Genomic DNA, 22,212 nt, shown 5'->3' with positions numbered 1-22,212 from the left:
AAAGAGCATGAAACTACTTGACAATGAAGCGCTAATAGCCTAGATTTACACCAGTTGGAGACCTGGATTTTCAACTAAAAAAGGGACAAATTCGTGTAATAAAGACCGTTGAATGAAAATTCTATATATAGCGCATTAGAAGGATGGTTGATTTATGGAAATCAATAAAGATATTGCAGACCTTGAGGCCGAAGAAACCCGTAAGAGCAAGCGGAAAAAATTCGTGCTGTGCTACCATAGCCTGAATGTCAGGAACTGCAAAAGTGCGTCCGTCAAAATACGCAAGTTGGCGGAGGCCGTTGGTTCCCCCATTTCGGTGGCGGTCGTTCCCTCCATTGGAGGCGTTCCCGAATCCGAGGCCGAGGCTTTCCGCGAAGAAGTCGGCAAACTGATGGACGAGGGGTTTGAAATCGTTTTGCATGGTGCCCGCCATAGGGCCGACCTGTTTGTCAAGAGGAATCCGTGGGGAAAACTCGGACTCGTCCTTTCGCATAACGGCGCCGAGTTCTCGGGACTGAACGAAAAACTTTCGCAGACGCTCCTCAAGCGCGCCGTCGCCCTTTGGGATGCGCACGGTTACGGACGCCCGGTAGGCTTTGTTCCCCCAGTGTGGTTTGGAAATCGCCACCTCAAGAATCAGGTGCTGGAACAGTTCGAAACCTACGAGGACATCAACTACATTTACAAAAACGATGGCCGTGTCATACGTTCCCAGCTCTTTACCTTCTCCATTGTCCCGCGCATTTTCCTTGCGCTCGCTATGACTATCGCCTGTGTTCGCCTGATGCTCCCGTTCGGCGTGCCGCGGGTGGTGATCCACGCTAAGGACTTTAGCGTTGTGGGCGAGAAGGGCATCTTGAATTTGGTGCGCTTTGCCGGAGCGGTGCGCGAAAAGGTTCTCTACAAGGATTTGTAATATGATTCTTTCTAGGTTTTTATCGCGGATAGACTACGAATCATACGAAGATCTCTACGAGAACTTTAAACTCTCTATCCCCGAGAATTTCAACTTCGCCTACGACGTCGTGGACGTGTACGCCAAGGAGGAGCCCAAACGCGAGGCTCTTGTGTGGTGTGACGACAATGACGAAAGCCACATCTTTACGTTTAAGGACCTGTCGATTGCTTCCAAGCGTACGGCGAATTTTTTGGTAAGCGTTGGCGTCAAAAAGGGCGACCGCGTGATGCTTGTGCTCAGGCGTCGTTACGAGTTCTGGTTCTTTTTGCTGGCGCTCCACCGCATTGGGGCTATTGCCATCCCGGCGACGAACATGCTTGCCGCCGAGGACTTTGAATATCGCTTTAATGCCGCCGAAGTCAACATGATTGTGACGTACGACGATCCCGCCCTGCAAAAAGAGGTGGAGACGGCGCAAAAGAAGTCCCCGTCGCTCAAGAGCCTTGTGACGGTTGGCCAGCCGCGCCAGGGTTGGATCAGCTTTTACGACGACTACGAAATCAGTTCGCCGGAGTTCGACCGCCCCACGGGCGAGGCCGCGACGACCGGAACCGATACCATGGTCATCTACTTTACGAGCGGGACTTCGAGCAACCCGAAGATGGTGGCGCACACGTACACCTACCCGCTCGGGCATATCATCACCGCGAAGTTCTGGCAGAACGTGGTGGACGGCGGCCGACATTTGACCGTCGCCGAGACAGGCTGGGCCAAGGCGCTGTGGGGCAAAATCTATGGCCAGTGGCTTGCGGGCTCCGCCGTGTTCACCTACGACATGAACGTGTTCATTCCGGGCAAGCTGCTCGAAAAGATGGTTGAGTTCAAAGTGACCACCTTCTGTGCGCCGCCCACGGTATACCGCTACCTGCTTTTGCAGGATCTTTCCAAGTACGACCTTTCGAACCTCAAGTACTGCACCACGGCGGGAGAGGCCTTGAATGTGGACATCTACAACAAGTTCCTTGCCAAGACGGGCATTAGCATGCGCGAAGGCTACGGTCAAACCGAGCTCACGCTCACTACGGGAAACTTTCCGTGGATGGAACCGCGCCCGGGTTCCATGGGCAAGCCGTCCCCCGGCTACCGCATGGACATTGTGAACGCCGAGGGTGAAAGTTGCAAGCCCGAGGAAGTTGGCGAGATCATTATCCGTATTGATGAGGGCAAACCCTTTGGCATGTTCGGCGGCTACTATCGCGACGAAGAGCGCACCGCGCGTGTGTTCGAGGGCGGAGTGTACCACACGGGCGACACCGCCTGGCGTGACAAGGACGGCTATTACTGGTTTGTGGGCCGTACCGACGACCTCATCAAGAGTTCGGGCTACCGCATTAGCCCCTTCGAGGTGGAAGAAGTTATCCACAAACACCCGGCGGTTTTGGAAGTCGCGGTGACTGGTGTGGAAGACAGCTCGCGCGGGCAGGCCGTGAAGGCGACCATTGTGCTGCAGAAGGGCGTCGAGGCGTCCAAGGAGCTGGCGAAGGACATCCAGCTGTTCACCAAGAAGGTGGCTGCCTCGTACAAGAGCCCGCGTTTCATTGACTTTGTGACGGAACTCCCGAAGACCATTAGCGGCAAGATTCGCCGTGCGACCATCCGCGATAAGGACAAGGCGGAAATCGAAAAGGCTGCCGAAGCAAAGTCCGACGAGGTGGAAAAAGCTGCGGAGTCGAATCCCGCAGACTGCCCCCCGGAAACAAAGGAAGGAAATTGACTTGAGCTGCGTAGCGGCAACGACCGGCGTCGTTATCCTGAGCACGATAGCGTGAAGGATTCAGGAGTAAAAGGAAAAATATGGACAGAAGAAGAATTGTGATTACTGGCATGGGCGCCGTGACGCCCGTAGGCAAGAACGTGAACGCCCTCTGGGAATCCATCAAGCAGGGCAAGTGCGGCGTAGGGCCCATCACCCTGTTCGATGCGAGTACGAGTTCCGTGAAAATCGCCGCCGAAGTGAAAGATTTTAAGCCCGAGGATCACGGCATTGACCCGAAGGACGCCGGTCGTATGGCTCGTTTTACGCAGTTCCTGCTCGCCGCCTCTAACGAGGCCATCGCCGATGCAAAGCTCACCGAAGACGATTTGCGCGCCGATACGACGGGCATTGTCGCCGGATGCGGCCTTGGCGGCATGGACGTGATTGATGAAACGTTTACGCAGTACATTGCCCGCGGCAAGCGCCGTGTTTCGCCCCTCGCCATGCCTGAACTGATTCCGAACGAAGGCGCTGCCAACGTCTCTATCGCGCTCGGCATCACGGGCTGCGCCTGGACTATTGCGACCGCTTGTGCCTCGGGTACCGACGCCATTGGCGTGGCGCTTGACGCCGTACGCAGCGGACGCCTGGATGTTTGCCTCGCGGGTGGCTCCGAAAGCGGCATCACCGAATACTCCATTAAGAGTTTTGCCGGCATGCATGCGCTTACCGACAAGTTCAACGACTGCCCCGAAAAGGCTTCGCGCCCCTTTGACAAGGACCGCTCCGGTTTTGTGATGGGCGAGGGCGGTGCCGTGCTCATCCTCGAAGAACTGGGACATGCGAAGGCCCGCGGCGCCCATATTTACGCAGAACTTGCGGGCTACGGCGCTTCCGCCGACGCCTACCATATCACGAGCCCCAAGCCCGATGGCGAAGGTTGCGCAAAGGCGTTTATGCGCGCCATGAAGGATGCGGGCGTCACTGCCGAAGACATTGACTACTACAACGCCCATGGCACTTCCACGCACTTGAACGACATGACTGAAACCGCGATGCTAAAGATCGCCCTCGGCGAACGCGCCTACAAGATCAAGGTCAGTAGCACCAAGAGCATGACGGGTCATTGCGTAGGCGCCGCCGGTGTTTGCGAAGCCATTATCAGCACGCTCGCCATTCGCGATTCGTTCTTCCCGGCGACCATCAACTACGAGACTCCGGATCCGGAATGCGACCTCGATTACGTGCCGAACAAGGGCGTCGAAGGCAATATCGACGTTGCCGCCTCGGCATCCCTTGGCTTTGGCGGTCACAACGGTGTCGTGATTATCAAGAAGTTCGCTGAATAGCCTGCCTGCGGGCTATTCTACGCGCCCCGCTAGTCCCGTCCGCGAATTATTTCAGCGTCCAGGTCGTGCCTTCCTTGGAGTCCTTGATGACCACGTTCATCGCGGCGAGTTCGTCGCGGATGCGGTCACTTTCGGCCCAGTTCTTGTTGGCACGGGCTTCCTTGCGGGCGGCTATCAGAGCTTCAATCTTGGCGACATCCACGCCGTCGTTCGCGCCCTTCTTGGCGTATTCTTCACGAGGCTGGTCGAGCTTCAGACCGAAAATCTGGTCGAAGTCGGCCACCAGGGCGGCCTTCTCGCCGTCATCGATATCGCTCTTGAGCATCGTGTTCATGATGCCGAGGGCGCGCGGCATGTTCAAGTCGTCGCCGATAGCGTCCTTGAACTCGTTCTGGAATGCCTTGGCTGCATCGCTGGTAATCGCGGTAGCCTTGCCGATCAGCGGGTCCGTCTTCTTGTGCAAGCTCTTGAGGCCTTCCTTGGCGCCTTCCAGGGCTTCCCACGTGAAGTTCAGGTAGTTACGGTAGTGGCTGCCAATCGCGAAGAAGCGGTAGTCGAGCGGGTTGAAGCCGCGGTCCATCAACAAGGAAACTGTCAGGAATTCGCCGCTGGACTTGCTCATCTTGCCGAACTTCTGTTCAGTTGTGCCGTCTTCGAGCTTTTCTTCGCTTGCGGTGCGCAGGAATTCGCCGTGCATCCAGAAACGGGCGAAGGTCACGCCGTTCGCGCATTCGCTCTGGGCGATTTCGTTGGTATGGTGCACGCGGATGTGGTCGGTACCGCCGCAGTGAATATCGAGCGTCGGGCCGTTGTACTTCATGGCCATGGCGGAGCATTCGATGTGCCAGCCGGGGAAACCAACGCCCCACGGGCTGTCCCATTCCATGGCGCGCTTCTTGTCCTTCGGGCTGAACTTCCACAGAGCAAAGTCGGTGGCGTTCTTCTTTTCGCCCATGTCGATGCGGCTACCCTTGCGCAGGTTTTCCACGTCGAGGCGGGCGAAGTCGGCGTAGCGCGGGAACTTGAGGCTGTCGAAGTAGATGCCATCGCTGGTGCGGTAGGTGTAACCCTTTTCTTCCAGGGTCTTCACCAGGTTGATCTGTTCCTGGATGTGCTGCGTCGCCGGCGTCCAGCGGGTCGGTTCCTGGATGTTTAAGCGGTGCCAGTCGGCCATGAATGCGTCGGTGTAGAACTTCGCGATGTCCCAGACGGACTTGCCTTCGCGGGCGGCGCCCTTTTCCATCTTGTCGTCGCCGGAGTCGGCGTCGCTGGTGAGGTGGCCCACGTCGGTGATGTTCACAATGTGGTTCACCTTGTAGCCGTAGTACTTCAGCGTACGCACCAAAAAGTCTTCGAAAATGTAGGTGCGGAGGTTGCCGATGTGGGCGAAATGGTACACCGTCGGGCCGCAACAGTACATGCGCACGGCGGGAACGCCTTCCGGGAGAGTGAATACTTCTTTCTTGCGCGATGCGGTGTTGTAGAACTGTAGAGCCATTTTAGCCTCCGTTAATGCGGCGCAACATGCGCCAAGCGGGAACAAAGATAGAATTTTTACGATTTGCGTGCAGCCAGTTCTTCAGGTGTACGGGCGAGGATGTCCCAGTCCCCGCGCTTGATGATCTTATAGGCGTATCCCTGCTCGGTCAAGAACAGCTGGCGGTTCATGGCGAATTCCTGTTCCTTGGAATCCTGCGTCACGATGCTGTAGAAGTGTGCCGCACCGCCGTCGCTCTTGGGCCTAAGCACGCGGCCCAGACGTTGGGCCTCTTCCTGGCGGCTGCCGAACGTCCCCGAAACTTGGATGAGCACGTTGGCATCGGGCAGGTCGATGGCGAAGTTGCCGACCTTCGAGACCATCAGGTTCTTTTGGCTGCCGTCACGGAAGGCGGCGTACAAGCGTTCGCGTTCCTTGTTTGGGGTCTTGCCCGTGATGAGCGGGATTTCCAGGTCCTTAGAGAGCGCTTCAAGCTGGTCGATGTACTGACCAATGATGAGCACGCGGTCGTCGGGTTTGTCAAAATACTTGAGCAGGCGTTCAACGATATCCGTTTTCTCGGGGTTCGTGCTTGCGAGCGTGATCTTTTCACGGATGGGGGCGAGCGCGTACTTCATCTTGAGCTCCGTTTCCATGGGGATGCGAATCTCGTTACAGTCGGCGGTCGCGATCCAACCCTGTGCCTCGAGTACGCGCCACGGGATGTCATACTTTTTAGGGCCAATCAAGCTGAACACTTCTGTTTCTTTGTGGTCTTCACGTACGAGCGTTGCTGTGAGGCCAAGGCGACGGGTTGCCTGCATCTCGGTGCTCAGACGGAAAACGGGGGCGGGGAGCAAGTGCACCTCGTCGTAAATCATAAGGCCCCATTTTTGCTCGCTAAACAGCGGGAAGTTGGCGAGTTCCTTCTTCACTTCTTCGTCGCTCATCTCGAGGTTCTCGGTGTTCGTCTCTTCGCCTTCTTTTTTGACACGCTTGCGCTGGGTCAAAATCTGGTAGGTCGCGACTGTTACGGGGCCGATTTCCTTGACTTCGCCGGAGTATTCCTTCACCTGGTCAATGGTCAGGTTCGTCTTGTCGCAAATTTCGCGAATCCACTGGCGGCTTGCCGAGATGTTCGGGGTGAGAATGAGCGTCTTGGTTTGGATGAGCGCCATGGTCGCAAGGCCAATGACGGTTTTGCCCGAACCACAGGGGAGCACGATCACTCCCGAGCCGCCCTTTTCGCTTCCGCTGGCGTAGAACACCTGTGCGGCTTCTTTCTGGTAGTCGCGGAGTTCGAACTTTTTGCCGGCGAGGGTCGTTTCGCGGAGCTTGATTTCGAGCGGGTCGCCCACGGTGTAGCCTGCGAGGTCCTCGACGGGGAAGCCCGCGTTGGTGAGCGCCATCTTGAGGTGGCCGCGGCGTTCCGGGTCCATCACGGCATGCGTATCGTCGATGAATTCGAGTACAAAGTCCTCGACTTCCTTGAGCTTGCAGATTTCGACGAACATAATCTTGTCGTCGGATTCCATGATCAGGCGGTCGTCCTCTTTTTTGAGCCGCAATAGCCCGTAGCGGGCCATGTAGTCTTCGATCTCGGTAATGACCGATTGCGGCACAGGGTAGCGGCTTTCGCGTTCAAGCCTTTCGACGACGTCCTGGGCGCGCAGTCCGGTGGCGGCGGCGTTCCAGAGGGAGAGGTGGCTAATGCGGTAGGTGTGCAGGTGCTCGGGGCTCTTCACCAGCTCGGTAAAGGGGGCAATCGCATCACGGGCCGTTTCGTAATTGGGGTTGTCGACCTCGACCATAATTTCGAGGTTGCTCTGAACAATAATTGCGCCATTCGGATTCATAGGGAGCGCAAAGATAGTAAAAAAAAGGGCCTGAGGCTAGATGTGCGATGTGGAGTGTGAAATGAAAAAAGTCCCGAAACCTTGACGGATTCGGGACTTTCGAGCCACCCAGCAGATTTGAACTGCCGACCTGCTGATTACGAATCAGCTGCTCTACCAGCTGAGCTAGAGTGGCATAGCGGGGTCAAAAATAGCAATAGGCTTGTTTTTTGTCAAGATAAGGGAGGGGCCGGTTGGCAAAGTCCGTGTTTTTTGCTATGATTGGGTCACAAATTTTAAAATGGAAGTCGAAAATGGCTAACGAAGCAAATCAGAACAATTCTGAACTCAAGGATTTTTTTGTCAATCATGGAACCAAGGCTCTGGTGGGCCTGGTCATTATCTTGGTCGTTGTTGCGGGCATTGTCCAGTTCCGCGATAGCCAAAAGGCTGCCGCTGCCGAACAGGCCGAACTTCTTGGCGTGGGCATGACGTACCTCTATGCCGACCAAAAGGATAGCGCCCTGGTGGAATTCGAGTCCCAGATCAAGGCTGGCAAGATTGACGGTTTGGCTCTTGCCAAGGCGGCCCTCTTTGCAGGCAACATCAAGTTCGAAAAACAAGATTTTGACGGTGCCGCGGCACTCTTCCAAAAGTCGCTCGACAATGCCGGTTCTGTGGTGCTGGTCCGGTCTGCCGCCATGCACGGCCTTGCTGCTGTGAAAATCGAAAAGGGAGACTATTCCGCTGCTGCCGGTCTCCTCGAAAAGTACGTGAGTGAATTCGGCAAGCGTACGGGCGACAAGGAAGATCGCTTCCAGAAGGAAGAACCGCTGGACGAAGCCCCGATGGTGGCCGACGCCATGTGGAAGTTGACCCTCGTTTACCAGCAGCTCGGTGCTAACGACAAGGCCAGGAACATGGCCGAACGCATTGTCGAAGTCTATGGCGACAACCAGGTGTACGCCGACAAGGCCAAGAAGTTCTTGGCGGAATAATAAAAAGCTGTAAATGCGAATTTGACGCCTCGTGAAAACGAGGCGTTTGTCTTATGTGAGGGCGTTCTTCCAGCCGAAGACGAAAAAGCCGAAGTAGAACATCACCCATAGGAGGTCGGCGGGCGTCATAGGCGTCCCCCAACGGAGCGTCTTCTTTTTGGGAATCAGCCCGCACAAACATCCCATAATAAATCCATAGGCGTGCCCCAGAATGTCGGCGTTCTCGCCAAGGCCGAGGAACACGGCGAGCGAGAGCGCCCCGCACAAAGGCGCGAACCTGCGCAAAAGCCCGCGAGTCTCGTGCGGCATCAGGCGGAACTCGATAACCGCGAGCGCACCGATGGCGGCGAACACGAACGACGAGAACCCGAGGGCGCGGTAGTCGGCCTGCACTGTCGCCGCGACACAAAAATTCGCGATGGCACTCCCGATGGCAAGGAACGGCACCATACGGGCGAGCGGGATGCGGTAAGACATCAGGTTCAACACGATGTAACCCGTGACTAGGTTCCCGGCGAGGTGGCGTGCGTCCCCGTGCAGCGTGATGGCGGTAATCGTTCGCCACCATTCCCCTCGCAAAATCTTTTCGGCGTCGGCGATGCCTTGCAAATGCATGCGCTGGATAAAGTTTCCAAAGTCGGCAAACGTGCATAAGATGGGCACGAGCAACACCCAAATGGGCTGCAGGCTAAAGCTGAGCGGGATGGGCGGGTTCTCCTCTTTGGGAGGGTTCTCCTTGATGTAGAGCCCAAGCTGGAGCCTGGACCGCGCCTCATTCTCGGGCGTGACAAAAATTTCGAAGGGCCCTTCGGGCGAGCGTTCCAAACGGTGGACAATGTTCTGGGAAAGCAAAACCAAACTGTAGTCACGAATTTGTCTGTAAGTTCCAGTGGCAACCTGTACAGATTCCTCGGGCAGTTCTTCGGTCAAGGCATCCCCTTGCGGCGCAGCACTATTTTGGGGGCTCTGGTTCGTTTCGCTCTTCGGTTTGTCCACCGGGTCGTTGTCCCTGTTCGTCGGGGGCCGACGTCGCACCATGGGGCTCATAAAACGCGGGCTCATGGCGCTACTCCTGTTCAATCTTGGCGGCAGAAGTCAGGGCGAAGTGCCCGTCGGCGGTGAGGCATTCGGCGCGCAGGTAGGCGTAGTCGCCGGCGTTCACGGCAATGTCGGTTTCGGACCTTGCTGCGACAACGCTCTCGAGGCACAGTTCCTCTTTGTCGGCGAACTTCCCGCTGGGCAGGCGCTTGCGTCCGTAAATGCGGATGTAGCGGAACGCACCGCCGTAGTCCTCGGTGTTCCGCGCGTGGAAAAAGATGGCGTTGCTGTAGGTCTCGATATTGGCTTCGTCCATGCGTTCCCACCACAGGGCAGGTCCGTTCGTGATGTAGCAGTTGTCGCCTTCAAACGCCTTGTGGAGCGACTCTGCGGTCAAACCGTGATTCGCATTGGCGGAACTGGACCAAACTTGCTTGATGGCGGTACGCACGTTCCCGAACACGTGGTCGCGGGAGTGCTTCAGCGAAATGAGCGGCAGGTCCACGGCGGTCGTGTCGTTCAGGTCTCCGTGGGCGTCGTTCCCGCCAATGGGTAGTAAAAAGTTCCCCTTGCCCAGTTCCTTGATCCAAAACTCTCGACCGAGTTTAAATCCTTCGTCCAAGACGCCGTTCCAAAACTGGATGCCGCGTAGTCCGGCCAGGTCTTCGCTGTTCCAGTAACCGCGTCTGAAAATAAATTTCTCCAAAAGCCCCATTTGCTGGAAGGGGTGCGCGGCAAAACAGTGCGACTCGGTGTCGTTTGCAATTTGCAATACTTTGCGTGTGGGTTTGTTCTCGAGCCAGTAGCGCCCGCAGTCGCCAAGTCCGGGCAGGTAGCCGTCATTTGCCATCACGGTCACGTGGACGTTTTCACCCTTGCTGTTGCCTGCCGAAACTTCTTCGCCGGCGAGCATCAGCGGGCATCCGTCGCGATTGGAACCATCGTCGTTGTTCAGCGCGGCCACTTCGTCGCGGAGCGCCTTGAACCGCGGTGCGGGGGACAGCGCTTCCTTGGTGTAGTCCTCGTCGGTAAAGGCGAAGTCGTAGGCGTGGTCGGTGCAGCTTACAAAGTCGAGGCCAATGGATTTTGCTGCCTGCTGGAACACGAAGGGCGAGGCGCCGAATTCCACGTGGTCGCGTGAATAGTGCGTGTGAGAGTGCGTTTCGCCAACTGCGAAACCGGGCGCTTTGGGGGGCGCCTTGGCAAGGACCTGGACCTGGAGCGGTTGTGGTCTCAGCCCCGGCAAATTCCAACGGTTGAATGTGCGCTTGCGTTCTTTGCCGCGCGCAGTGTTCGGTCCTATGGCTTTGATGGTCGCCTTCGGGAAAATGCGGTATTTGCCCGGGGAGAGCTTCCCGAGTGGCACCGGGAAAAATTCAACAGCTTTGCTTGCGTTGAGGTTCAATTCAAAAGTGCGGGCCTCCGTTGCATCGCCTTCGCGAGTAAACTCGACTTCTGCCGATTCCAAAACAACAGGGAAGCGGTCGGCGTCACGGATTACAATCCACAAGGTTGGCTCTGCCGAGGGCACCACCTGGAAAGGCATGTCAAAAATAATTTCGGGCCATGGTCTGTACAAAAGGGACCAGGGCAATTTAAACTTGAAGTGCGTTTCCGCGTAACGCAACTTTTCGCCCGGCCACAAACTCATCACTGCCCCTTTGCCACTGGTGCGCTTTTGACTGCTGGCGTACTTATTTCCGTCTTCGTGGCTCCGTCACTTTCCTTGACCTCGCCGTCGTTGTCGCCTTCGTCTTCATCTTTGGGCTTCGGCTTGTTCCAAACGCCAAAGCTCACGCGAATCTGCAACTGCAATCCGCCCACGTTCCACTTGGCTTTTTTGTCGTCGGCCCCGCCGGGCACAAGGTCGGCAAAGGTCTTTTTCGATTTTACGCTAATGGAGCTGAAGCCTATGTCGCCAAAGACGTTCACGTTTTTCCAGTTGGCAATCAGGTAACCGATGCTAATGCCAAAACCCGCTCCCAGCGGGGAATTCTCGGCATCGATTTTTCCCCAGGTCGAATAGATCTCGGTGCCGGGCAATGTCCAGTACCAGCGGAGGACAATGCTAAAGAGCCCTCCATCAGAAAGCGTCATTAGGTTGAGCGGTATGGCAAGGCGGTATTCCAAATAAAGCGGAACGCCCTGGATTGTGTAACTGTAATTGTGGGTCTTGTTCCGGCGGTCGGTCAGCACCACGGATTCGTTGTCGTAAATAAATCCGAGGCCCGCGCTAATAAAATGGTCCTGCAAAACCTGGAATTGGAGACCGCCTGTGATGGGGAAGCAAAAGTTGACCTTTTGGAAGTCCTGCTTGGCTACGGTGAGGGATTCTTCTGCGGTCAGGGCGTTGGCGCGGAACTCCTGGTAAATGGTGTCGATGGCGTCCTGGAAGTATTCACGTTCTTCAAAACTCAAAAACGAAATGGCCGGCTGCAAAAAGATGGAAATCCGGGAATTGTCGTGCTGCACCACGTCGTCACTGGCGGCGAACGCGCTTGTGGCCAAGAGAAGGCTCAAAACACAGCATATCTTTTTTACCCAGCCGCCCATTCACAATCCTAGTTGAGCATTTCCTTTTCTTCTTTTTGCTGACGCTTCTTCTCGGAATCCTTCTTCAAGCGCTTTTCGAACTTGGCCTCGGCCTTGGCGATTTTCTTTTCGGTCTTGACGAGGAGCTTTTGGATGTCCTTGTCGTTTTCGACGAGTTCCTGCTTGGCTTGTCCCAAGTATTCGCGGGCCGACTCAAACTGGTCCAGCTCGGTGTAGGCTTGGGCGATGAGGAACAAGACCTCTTTGCGGCGCGGAGACTTCTGGTAGGTGTCCAGGAACTCCTTGAAATAAATGACGGCGGCCTGCGGTTTGTCCATGCGCAAATAAAGACGCCCTGTTTGGAATTCCTTTTCGGCCAGGCGTTCGACCAGCAGGTTGTAGTAGTAATTCACGGAGTCGCGTAGCGGCGAATCGGGGTAGTTGGAGAGGTAACGCTCAAAGTCCTTCATGGCGATGGTCGTGTTGGCTTCGTCACGGTTCACGCGGAATTCCATGTTGAAACTCGAAATGGCCTTGCGGAACTCAGCGGTCTCCACGAACGGGGAGCCAGGGAAGTTCACAATGAAGCTGCCGTATTCGCCACGGGCCTCAATCCATTCTTCCAGGTTGAAGTAGCTCTCGGCTAGCAAAAACTGCGACTGCTCCATATAGCCTGTGCCGGCACACAGCGAGAGGATGTCTTCGAGTTTGTCTTGTACGCGCCCGTACTTACCTTCCTTGAACATCGCCTCGGCTTTTTCGTACTTGCCACGGCAGAACTCTGTATGACTCACCTTGCCAGATCGATCCGAAGAACAGCCACTAAACAATGCGGCCAAAATCAAAAGGTTGAGCAATATGGGTAACTTTGCAAAAGATTTCATTTTTTTTTCTTTGGTTAATTCTAATTTTCACGCATCAAATTAGAAAAAACTGGTCGTCAAGAACAATGATTTTAGTCCGTTATGTGTTGAAAGAGCTTATTGCGCCGTTCCTGGCGGCTCTATTTGGCATCACGTTCTTGTTCATTGTTGACTTCCTGGTGAAGATTCTGGACAATGTGCTTTCCAAGGGTTTGCCTGCCTCCACGGTTCTCGAAATCTTTGTGCTCAACTTGGCTTGGATGCTTTCGCTCTCGATTCCCATGGCCGTTTTGGTGGCGTGCCTCATGGCTTTTGGCCGCATGTCGGGGGACCACGAGATTACGGCGGTCAAGGCGGCAGGCGTTTCGCCGCTTTCGATGATGCGTCCGGTGCTCTTGGTCTCCATGCTGCTCACCGTTTTGATGGTGCTTTTTAACAACTGGGTTTTGCCCGAGGCGAACCACCGTTCGGTGGAACTCATGAACGCAGTCTCCCGCAAAAAGCCGCATGTGTTCATTGATGCGGGCAGGCTCATAACGCAGTTCCCCGATGTTCAGTTGTGGGTCAACCGGATTGACCCGGTCTCGGGGACGCTCTATGGTATCCAGGTCTACGAGATGGAGCGCAAGGGCGCCCCGCGAATTGTATACGCCGACAGTGCCACCATGGATTACGTCGATAACGGCGCCACTCTGATGTTCCGGCTCCGCAGCGGCGAGACCCACATTGTGGATCCCGACGACCCCTCCAACTACTTCCGCATCCGGTTCTTCTCGCAGGACCTCGCCATGAAGAATGTGGACGACCGCTTGGAGCGCCGCAGCCGCAATTACCGCAGCGACCGTGAAATGCCGGTCGAGATGATGATGGACGTGGTGAAAGAGGCCCGCGCCCGGTACGACACTATTTGGAACGAGGCCATGGGGGAGCGCCTTCCCACGTTGCTCAATGTGCGGTCGGGTCTTGTGGGCGATACCGTCGTTCCGGACTCCACGGGCAAGCTCCAGGTTCCTGACTCCATCCAGCTTCGTCGGTCTTTGCAAAAAGTTCGCACCCAGGAGATGACTTCGCTTCGCAATACCGAACGCGTTTATGGCCGGCTGGAATTCGAAGAAAAACGGGCGGCACAGTACTTGGTCGAGATCCACAAAAAGTTCAGTACCTCCTTTGCTTGCTTTGTATTTGTGTTGATTGGCGCCCCCCTTGGGATTATGGCGCGCAAGGGCGGTATTGGCACGGGCATCATCTATAGTCTCGCATTCTTTGTCATTTACTGGATTTGCCTTATTGGCGGCGAGAACCTGGCTGACCGCTTGATCATCTCTCCCGAGCTTGCCATGTGGGCATCCAACATCATCATTGGCGTCTTTGGCGTGTTTATCACCATCGCAATGGTCCGTGACCGCTTTAGCGGGGATTCCAAGTTCTTTAGGGCGATGCGCGCCATTGGCGGGTTCTTTAAAAGGCTTACCGGGAGGTTCGGATGAGATTCTCCCGCTACCTCATTTGGAACTTTTTAAAAATGTTCCTCATCGTGACCATCGGCGCCATTTTAATGTTCGCTGTGATTGACTTCGTGGGCAACATCAAAACGTGGCTTGCTCGCGATATGAAGGACGTGGGCGAGTACTACTTCTGCTACTTGCCTTACATGCTCTACTTGATTACGCCCGTGGCGATGTTCATCGCGGTGCTTGCCTCCGTGGGCAACATGGCTCGCCATTTGGAAATGTCCGCCATGCAAAGTTCGGGCCAGAGCCCGCTTAAAACGCTCATGCCCATTTTCTTTTTTGGAGTCGTTATTTCTTGCGCCTCCTACCTGATGAGTGAATTGTGGCTCCCTGACGCCAACCACAAGCGTTTGGAACTCATGCAGACCAACGCCCAAAAGCGCAAGAACCCGCGCATCAAAGAGAAGCAGAACTTCACGTTCATCGATAGCGAAAAGATAAGCTGGTTCTTCAAGTATTACTCGGGCCGCACCAAAATGGGACGCGATGTTGTTTTGCTTTTGCGCGAGCAAGGGCACATGCGCGAACGATACGACGCCAAGCTAGTGCGCTGGGTCGAGGAGGACAGTGTTTCGTACTGGTCTTTTGAACGAGGCTTCCACAGAATCTTCCAGAAGGACGGCTCCGTCACGGTCATTCCGATTGTAAAGGAGAACATGCTTGGCCGGGTGAGTACGCATCCCGACGACCTTATCAACGAACGTCAGGTTGCCGACGAGATGGATTCCAAGATGGTGCGGCACCGTATCGAAGTGCTTAAGCGTTCTGGCGAAGACACCCGGGTGATGGAGACTGCCTACTATTTTAAGCAATCTGCACATTGGATGAACCTGATTGTCCTCTTGATTGGGGCGGCTCTTTGCCACCGATATACCCGTTCTGGGGGGCTTTCCCAGAAGTTCGGTATTGGACTTATTTTAGTTTTTAGTTATTATATCTTAGAGAGGATCGGATTGAAGATGGGCGAAAATGGGGCGTTGACTCCGTTCTTTGCCGCCTGGATAAGTCATTTTGCTTTTGCAGGCATCTCGGGCGTCATGCTTTACCGGTCTTTTAGATTGTAGAAGGCAGGAAATGTTAGTATCGAATATTCTTTTTATTGTCGCCGGTTTGTTGCTCGGCCTGGCTTTCCAAGGGGGAATGCTGTTGTTCCTCATCCCGGTGGCGGGTGTGGCCGCTGCACTAGGCTACATGAACTTGCCCCGTGTGCCAGGGGGCAAAACGGCCTCGATTCCGGTCATCACTACGGCGATGCGCGCTACGGGCATTAGCCCCGCGGTTTCTCCCGATATTCGCAATTCCATCAAGGACGAAGCCGTTGAATTCAATGAACCGAATTCTACCTTGCGTGTGAACCAGTGCTGGGCGCGCACCAATGCCGACGTGACCCGCGCCACAAGCGACTTGTTGCAGGGACTCAAGCGCATCATTCCAAACGCGTATTCGCTGATTGTGTTCTCGCCCATGGCGAGTGCCAAGGAATGGGGCATCCGTTGTTTCCAGAGCGACCCCAATGCCCAGGTGGCGACCGACGTGAAAATCACCGAGAACTCCGGGCTCATTAGCCAGTTGTTCCGCCCCGAGGTGAACCGCCTGCTCGAGGGGGACCTCATGGGCGGCAAGACCCTGCTCTACTACATCGACAACCCGATGATCAAGTCTTTGGTGGCGGTGCCTATGCTGGACCGCGACAAGAACCGCATTGGCGCGATTGTGGTGGACTCGCTTTACCCCAACGCCTTTAGCCAGTCTACGGCGCAGGCGTTGACGTTTATCGCCAGCAATCTGTACACGCTCACGTTCAAGAGCTTTGCCTCTACAAAGAACTACATCGCTCAGCAGCAGTTCAGCGTGCTGTACAACTATCAGCACAAGTTCTTCCAGACCATGACGGTGAAGGATATTTACCGCCAGATTTTTGAATACATCAAGGAGAACATTCCCTTCGACAGGATGATGATTCTCGCCCTGGACAAACAGGAAAATCTTCCTCCGCACAAAGAGAGGGAAGGCCGCGTGGTTTGTGTCGACGGCATTGACTGCGAACAGTTCTCCGGTAAAAAGTTCACTCTTTCCGACAAGGGTCTTGCGGTGCTCGCTCTCCTCAAGAACCGCCCGGTGGAGCGCTTGTTCTCTTCGAGCATGGGGCAATACGTGCCGCGTATCGACAACAACGAAAAGCGCAATATGGATATCCGTCAGTTGTTTGTGATGCCGATTGCGACCGAGAACAATGCAGAACAGGCCGAGCTCGCCATTTGTCTGGAAAGCCGCACTCCAGGCCGTTATACCGAGCACGAGATGGAACTCCTCAAGGCGTTTGCCGGTGTCGCCGGTTTTGCATACGCCAGGGCTTGCCAGTTTGAACAGGGCAAGGACCTCGCTTCTCGCGACGGGCTTACGGGGCTTATCAACCACCGCACCCTCCACGAGACGCTTCGCACCGAAAAGATCCGTGCCAACCGTCAGCAGTACAACATTGGCGTGCTCATGATGGACATCGACCACTTCAAGAGCGTGAACGATACCTACGGTCATCCGATTGGAGACGTGGTCATTAAGGGAATTGCGGGCGCCATCAGCGGCGAAATCCGCAAGGAAATCGACTTGGTCGCCCGCTATGGCGGCGAGGAATTTGTTGTAGGACTTATCGACACGACGCCCGAGGGCATGCTCGAGACGGCGGAACGCATTCGCATTGCCGTGAGCAAGCTGGAGTTCGATGTGCACCAGGCGGAACCGCTCCGCGTTACGGTGAGCATTGGCGCCTTCCTCGTGGCTCCGGAATTCCACGACATGAAGAAGGCGGTGAATAATGCCGACCAGGCTTTGTACAAGGCCAAGGAAGGCGGCCGTAACCAGGTCATCCAGTACACGGAGCTCCCGGTGGAAGCGGTTGTATAAACTGCTAAAAAATGAATAATGAACAATGAATAATGTGAAATGAGTAATTAAACGTTCCGCATTTTACATCTCACATCCTGCATTTCAAATTATGTTTACTTTAATCGATTGGATCGTCCTCTTCGCCTACCTTCTCTTTTCGCTTGCGATTGGCCTTTGGGTTTCTCGCGGCAACAAGAACCTCAAGGAATACATGTTCGGTGGCGGCGCCATGCCATGGGTGGCCGTGGGCATCAGCCTTATCGCGACTTCGGTGAGTGCGACCACGTTCCTCGGCGCTCCTGCCGATGTGTATGGCGACGACATGACGTTCCTCATGTTCCAAATCGGCGCCTTGCTCTCTATTATTGTTGTCGGTTTCGTGTTCATCCCCCGGTTCCGTTCAGCGGGCATTAACAGTGCCTACGAGTTGTTTGAACGCCGGTTCGGTTCCCTTGCCGTGCGTCGCCTGGCGGCGCTTTTCTATTGCCTGCATCTGCTGCTCCGCACGGGCATCTTGCTCTATGCTCCGTCGCTTGTGCTGGCGCAAATTTTGCATGTGGACTTGCGTGTGGCGATAGTCGTCTCTGCCGCCGTCGCCATTTTTTACACTTGGTTTGGCGGCATCAAGGCGGTCATCTGGACCGACGTGATGCAGTTCTGCGTGTTCTTTGGCGGTGGAGCCTTGGTGCTGATCCTCATCTCGAACGCCGTGGGCGGTTTTGGCGAGATGGCTGCCATGGCAAGCGAGGCAGGCAAGACCCGCTGGTGGAATCCGTCCATCGACATTTCCGACGCACGCACGCTTGTTTCGGCTGGCTTTGCCTATGCAATCCTCGAGATTGCCATTCGCGGTTGCGATCAGCAGTTTGTGCAGCGCTACCTCAGCTGCAAAGACGTGAAGGCGGCGAACCGTTCCAGCATCCTCTCGATGGTGCTCGGTTGCGCGGTTTCGATTCTCTTTTACTGGGTAGGCGCGGCGCTGTTCGTCTATTACAAGGTGACGTGTGTTTCGAGCCTTCCTGAGGGCATCGGTCAAAACGACGTGTTCCCTTACTTTATTGTAAACGGTCTCCCGATAGGTGTGACAGGCCTTATAGTCGCCGCCATCTGTGCTGCGGCCATGAGTAGTCTCTCGGGCGCCATCAATTCCCTCAGCAACACCTCGGAGCACGATTTTTTGGGCTGGAAGGAGGACGAGGGCATTGGCGGCCTCAAGCGAGCCAAAATCTGGACGGTCGTGTGGGGAGTCTTGGGCGTATTTTTTGCGCTCTTTGCGGCGACGCAGCAGGGGAGCCTCCTCAAGAATGCGCTCTTCTTTACCGGGCTCTTTACCGGCCCTCTCCTCGGCATGTTCATCCTCGCGTTCTTTGTCAAGAATTTGCGCCCGTGGATGGTCATCGTCGCGGTTCTCTGTGGCATGGCGAGCCTTGTGCTCATTCAGGGAATCCCTGCATTTGGTGTTCCGGCTCTCCTCGGCGGCATCTTTAGCTGGCCGTGGATGCCCTTCATCAGCATGACGACGACCATCGTTGTCGCCGTTGCTTTGAAGCTGGTCTGCACGCCTTTCCTTAAGACTCGCAAAGCATAACTTGAAAAGCATAAAAGGAGTCGTCATGAAATTCGGAATGATTTCGGGAATCGTTTTTTGGGCACTTGTTTTTACCGGCTGCGATTGTTGCAAAAATACGCCCGAGGTCCCAAAGGTGGATGTTTCTGGCAGCAAGTCGCAAAAATATGCGGCGAATCAGTTCGTTTCTACTTTTTCGCTGGAACTCCGTGATGCAAGCAAGGACGGCGTCTACAAAAAGTTGACCGAGCGCCGCCAGCGTATTTTTGAAGTGACAAAGTCCATTGACGTTGACGAATCCGGCGTAGAGCAGAACAGCGTCTCCCTGACCAAGGAATGGTCGTACGACCATGGCGACCGCCGCCTTGTGGGTTACGTAGCCAGGCAGGAGTTTAGCGTCAAGCTGGATTCGCGCAAGGATGCTGCGATGCTCACGCAGCTTCTTTCGACCGAGCCCGACGTGGAAATCTACCCGACTTCGGCAACGGTCAAGAATTTGGATTCCCTCCAGGGTGTGGTTATCGAAGCAGCGGTCAAGAATGGCCTTGCCAAGGCGTCGCACTATGCCGCGGGTGCAGGCCTCAAGCTGGGAAAGGTCCTTTATATAGGTGGCGACGAAGCTGGAGTCATTCGTCTCGGGGCGCGGCGCTCTAAAAGCATGCTCTATATGGCGAACGCAACAGATGCTGCAGGAACCCTCGACGAGAACTCCATTGCCGACTCGGTCGAGGTCCAGGCGAAAGTTCACCTTTCCATAGAACTCAAATGATCGTTACGAACAAATTATTTTCTTGTGTCGCTTTCTTTTTGTCAAGGGAAAGCTCGTAAAAAACATCACTTTTTTTGTTGATAAGTTCTAACTATTTGTTCATTATGGGGTTAGGTCTATTATATACTCCAAGTTGGAGTAATGATAATTTGGGCCTTATGGACAACCTGTTGATAGAATTTGTGTAAATTTTTAGAAATATTACAAAAAAATTATAATTTTTTCAAAAAAATCGTCTTTTTCTAAAAACTTTTATTATCTTATAGCCTACATCTTGTGGTGCACAACCCTGTTTAAGCACAAGATATAGTAATTTTGGGTTTTTTGGCTTCAAATGTCCTTTTGGCTGCCAAATACCGGATAGAAGGATCGGATTAGATGATTTTTACAGTCAAAAAGCGTGACGGCCGCGAAATGCCGTTCAACATTGAGAAGATTTCTGAAGCCATCATCAAGGCTTTCCGCGCCTCCGGCGAATTGAACGAACAAATTAAAGCTTCCCAGGACCAGCTGGACCTCCTTGGCCACGAAGACCTCCTGACCAGCTCCGCCCTCAAGGTGTCCGCCTATGCCGTGGGTCGCCTCGAAGCCGAGGGCAAAAACAAACCCGACATCGAAGAAATCCAGGACGCCGTCGAAAAGGCACTTACTGAATGTGGTTATGCCGACACCGCCAAGAGCTATATCTTGTACCGCGCCGAGCGCACCCGCATCCGCGAAGTCAATACGCGCCTCATGCACACGCTCCGCGACATTACGTTCAGCTCCGCCAAGGAGTCCGACCTCAAGCGCGAAAATGCGAACATCGACGGCGACACCGCGATGGGCACCATGCTCAAGTACGGTTCTGAATCGGCCAAGCACTTCTACACGATGATGATGCTCAAGCCCGAGCACAGCCGCGCCCACATGGACGGCGATATCCACATCCACGATCTGGATTTCTACTCGCTCACCATGACGTGCTGCCAGATCGACCTGAAGAAGTTGTTCAAGAACGGCTTCAACACCGGTCACGGCCACCTGCGCGAACCCAAGGACATCCGTAGCTACGCCGCCCTCGCCGCTATCGCCATTCAGAGTAACCAGAATGACCAGCACGGCGGCCAGTCCATCCCGAACTTTGACTATGCCATGGCCGACGGCGTGCGCATCACGTACCGCAAGTCCTACCTCTCGAACATGGTGAAGGCGCTCATCCTTCTGACGGGCAAGACCGAAGAAGAAATCCAGCCTGTCGTGAAGAAGCTCCATACGGAAATGGCCGAGATGGGCATGGTCGCGACCCTCGTGCCGAACGAGAAGTTTGTCGAGGCCGAAGCCCGCGAACTTTCCAAGACTTTCGATGTCGAGACGGTGATGAAGGCCCAGAAGTTTGCCGAGAAGATGGCCTACGAGGAAACCGACAAGACGACGTTCCAGGCGATGGAAGCGTTTGTTCACAACCTGAACTCCATGCACAGCCGCGCCGGTGCGCAGACCCCGTTCTCTAGCATCAACTACGGCATGTGCACCGAACCGGAAGCCCGCATGGTGATGAAGAACCTGTTGCTCACCACCGAGGAGGGCCTGGGCGGTGGCGAAACGGCCATCTTCCCGATCCAGATTTTCCGCGTGAAGAAGGGCGTGAACCTGAACGAGGGCGACCCGAACTACGATTTGTTCAAGCTTGCTTGCCGCGTGAGCGCGAAGCGCCTGTTCCCGAACTTCAGCTTCCAGGATGCCCCGTACAACCTGCAGTACTACAAGGAAGGCCATCCGGAAACAGAAATCTCTTACATGGGCTGCCGCACCCGCGTTATCGGCAACAACTACGACCCGACCCGCGAAATCTCGTACGGCCGCGGCAACCTGAGCTTCACCTCCATCAACTTGCCCCGTATCGCCATCAAGATGAAGTCCGTGGACCTGTTCTTCAAGGAACTCGACCGCATGCTGCAACTGGTGAGCGACCAGCTCATGGAACGCTTTGCCGTCCAGAGCAAGCGCAAGGTCAAGAACTTCCCGTTCCTCATGGGACAGGGCGTCTGGATCGATTCCGAGAAGCTCGGCTGGGAAGACACCGTGGGCGAGGTCATCAAGCACGGAACGCTTTCCATCGGCTTCATCGGCCTTGCCGAAACGCTCGTGGCCCTCACGGGCAAGCATCACGGCGAATCCGAAGCGTCCCAGGAACTCGGTCTCAAGATTATCAAGCACATGCGCGAATTCTGCGACAACGAGTCCAAGCGCCTCGGTCTCAACTTCAGCTTGCTCGCCACGCCGGCAGAAGGCCTCTCGGGCCGCTTCGTTCGCATGGACAAGAAGAAGTTCGGCATCATCCCGGGTGTTACCGACCGCGATTACTACACCAACTCGTTCCACGTGCCGGTGTACTACAAGATTTCGGCCTTCAAGAAGCTCGCTCTCGAAGCCCCGTACCACGCGCTCACCAACGCTGGCCACATCAGCTACATCGAGCTCGATGGCGACCCGACGCAGAACCTCGACGCGTTCGAGAAAATCGTGCGCTACATGGCCGAGGTGGGTATCGGTTACGGCAGCATCAACCATCCGGTCGACCGTGACCCGGTCTGCGGATTCGTCGGTGTCATCGGCGATGTGTGCCCGCGTTGCGGACGTAGCGAAGGACATGCGATTTCCGAGGCGAAGATCGAGGAACTGCGCAAGCTTTATCCCGGCATGCCCGTGTTCAGGGGTGTCCGGTAACCAGTTTTAACAAGCAAGGAGTAA

16 protein-coding genes and 1 tRNA gene are annotated in these 22,212 nt (G+C 55.2%); 10 read left to right on the top strand and 7 right to left on the bottom strand.

The features are described 5' to 3' along the window. Positions 1–154: 154 nt before the first annotated feature. The 3 genes from BUB55_RS10275 (at position 155) to fabF (ending at position 4,003) form a co-directional block, all read left to right on the top strand. The gene (locus BUB55_RS10275; RefSeq protein ID WP_073190824.1) at positions 155–916 is read left to right on the top strand and encodes a DUF2334 domain-containing protein; all 762 of its coding nucleotides are present in this window, start codon (positions 155–157) and stop codon (positions 914–916) included. A 1-nt stretch (position 917) separates the two neighbouring features. Then, complete coding sequence (locus tag BUB55_RS10270; protein WP_083596976.1) at positions 918–2,672, top strand: AMP-binding protein; 1,755 nt, start codon at positions 918–920, stop codon at positions 2,670–2,672. A gap of 80 nt (positions 2,673–2,752) precedes the next feature. Further along, the gene (gene fabF, locus BUB55_RS10265; RefSeq protein ID WP_073190820.1) at positions 2,753–4,003 is read left to right on the top strand and encodes a beta-ketoacyl-ACP synthase II; all 1,251 of its coding nucleotides are present in this window, start codon (positions 2,753–2,755) and stop codon (positions 4,001–4,003) included. Positions 4,004–4,049: 46 nt separating this feature from the next. Here the strand turns inward: fabF and cysS are convergent, their stop codons facing one another. From cysS to BUB55_RS10250, 3 genes are all read right to left on the bottom strand, one after another. Beyond that, entirely contained in the window at positions 4,050–5,501 is a 1,452-nt protein-coding gene (gene cysS / locus BUB55_RS10260; RefSeq protein ID WP_073190804.1) for a cysteine--tRNA ligase, read from the bottom strand. A 56-nt stretch (positions 5,502–5,557) separates the two neighbouring features. Next, positions 5,558–7,336, bottom strand: a complete 1,779-nt coding sequence (locus BUB55_RS10255; protein ID WP_073190800.1) for a DNA repair helicase XPB — start codon at positions 7,334–7,336, stop codon at positions 5,558–5,560. A gap of 102 nt (positions 7,337–7,438) precedes the next feature. After that, a tRNA-Thr gene (locus tag BUB55_RS10250) sits at positions 7,439–7,511 on the bottom strand. A gap of 118 nt (positions 7,512–7,629) precedes the next feature. On the opposite strand from BUB55_RS10250, the gene BUB55_RS10245 reads away from it, so the two are divergent. Beyond that, positions 7,630–8,313, top strand: coding sequence for a tetratricopeptide repeat protein (locus tag BUB55_RS10245; protein ID WP_083596975.1), 684 nt, complete (start codon positions 7,630–7,632; stop codon positions 8,311–8,313). Positions 8,314–8,364: 51 nt separating this feature from the next. Here BUB55_RS10245 and BUB55_RS10240 read toward each other — a convergent pair whose 3' ends face one another. The 4 genes from BUB55_RS10240 to BUB55_RS10225 are packed head-to-tail and all read right to left on the bottom strand — an operon-like array spanning position 8,365 to position 12,767. After that, positions 8,365–9,375 carry a rhomboid family intramembrane serine protease gene (locus tag BUB55_RS10240; RefSeq protein ID WP_073190793.1) on the bottom strand — a complete coding sequence of 337 codons (1,011 nt, stop codon included), beginning with the start codon at positions 9,373–9,375 and terminating at the stop codon, positions 8,365–8,367. Between the two features lie 4 nt (positions 9,376–9,379). Further along, a complete protein-coding gene (locus tag BUB55_RS10235) occupies positions 9,380–11,002 on the bottom strand; it encodes a PHP domain-containing protein (RefSeq protein ID WP_073190791.1) in 1,623 nt (540 codons plus the stop codon). Next, complete coding sequence (locus BUB55_RS10230; protein WP_143153009.1) at positions 11,002–11,871, bottom strand: hypothetical protein; 870 nt, start codon at positions 11,869–11,871, stop codon at positions 11,002–11,004. Before BUB55_RS10230 ends, BUB55_RS10235 begins: the two co-directional genes overlap by 1 nt. Before the next feature lie 41 nt (positions 11,872–11,912). Beyond that, positions 11,913–12,767, bottom strand: coding sequence for an outer membrane protein assembly factor BamD (locus tag BUB55_RS10225; protein ID WP_083596974.1), 855 nt, complete (start codon positions 12,765–12,767; stop codon positions 11,913–11,915). 83 nt (positions 12,768–12,850) lie between these two features. Here BUB55_RS10225 and BUB55_RS10220 point away from each other — a divergent pair, with 83 nt between their 5' ends. The 6 genes from BUB55_RS10220 (at position 12,851) to BUB55_RS10195 (ending at position 22,188) form a co-directional block, all read left to right on the top strand. After that, positions 12,851–14,233, top strand: a complete 1,383-nt coding sequence (locus BUB55_RS10220) for an LptF/LptG family permease (RefSeq protein WP_234971897.1) — start codon at positions 12,851–12,853, stop codon at positions 14,231–14,233. Then, entirely contained in the window at positions 14,230–15,321 is a 1,092-nt protein-coding gene (locus tag BUB55_RS10215; RefSeq protein WP_073190777.1) for an LptF/LptG family permease, read from the top strand. Before BUB55_RS10220 ends, BUB55_RS10215 begins: the two co-directional genes overlap by 4 nt. Positions 15,322–15,331: 10 nt before the next feature. After that, positions 15,332–17,161: a sensor domain-containing diguanylate cyclase gene (locus tag BUB55_RS10210; RefSeq protein ID WP_073190775.1), complete on the top strand. Its 1,830-nt coding sequence runs from the start codon at positions 15,332–15,334 to the stop codon at positions 17,159–17,161. A gap of 91 nt (positions 17,162–17,252) precedes the next feature. Then, positions 17,253–18,731 carry a sodium:solute symporter gene (locus BUB55_RS10205; RefSeq protein ID WP_073190772.1) on the top strand — a complete coding sequence of 493 codons (1,479 nt, stop codon included), beginning with the start codon at positions 17,253–17,255 and terminating at the stop codon, positions 18,729–18,731. 25 nt (positions 18,732–18,756) lie between these two features. Then, positions 18,757–19,479 carry an SIMPL domain-containing protein gene (locus BUB55_RS10200; RefSeq protein ID WP_073190769.1) on the top strand — a complete coding sequence of 241 codons (723 nt, stop codon included), beginning with the start codon at positions 18,757–18,759 and terminating at the stop codon, positions 19,477–19,479. 378 nt (positions 19,480–19,857) lie between these two features. Next, positions 19,858–22,188, top strand: a complete 2,331-nt coding sequence (locus BUB55_RS10195; protein ID WP_073190767.1) for an anaerobic ribonucleoside triphosphate reductase — start codon at positions 19,858–19,860, stop codon at positions 22,186–22,188. Positions 22,189–22,212: the final 24 nt, after the last annotated feature.

The organism is Fibrobacter sp. UWP2, from assembly GCF_900141705.1.
Taxonomy (GTDB): Bacteria; Fibrobacterota; Fibrobacteria; order Fibrobacterales; family Fibrobacteraceae; genus Fibrobacter.
Note: the sequence above shows the minus strand (reverse complement) of the source record. Positions and strands in the feature narration are given on the sequence as shown.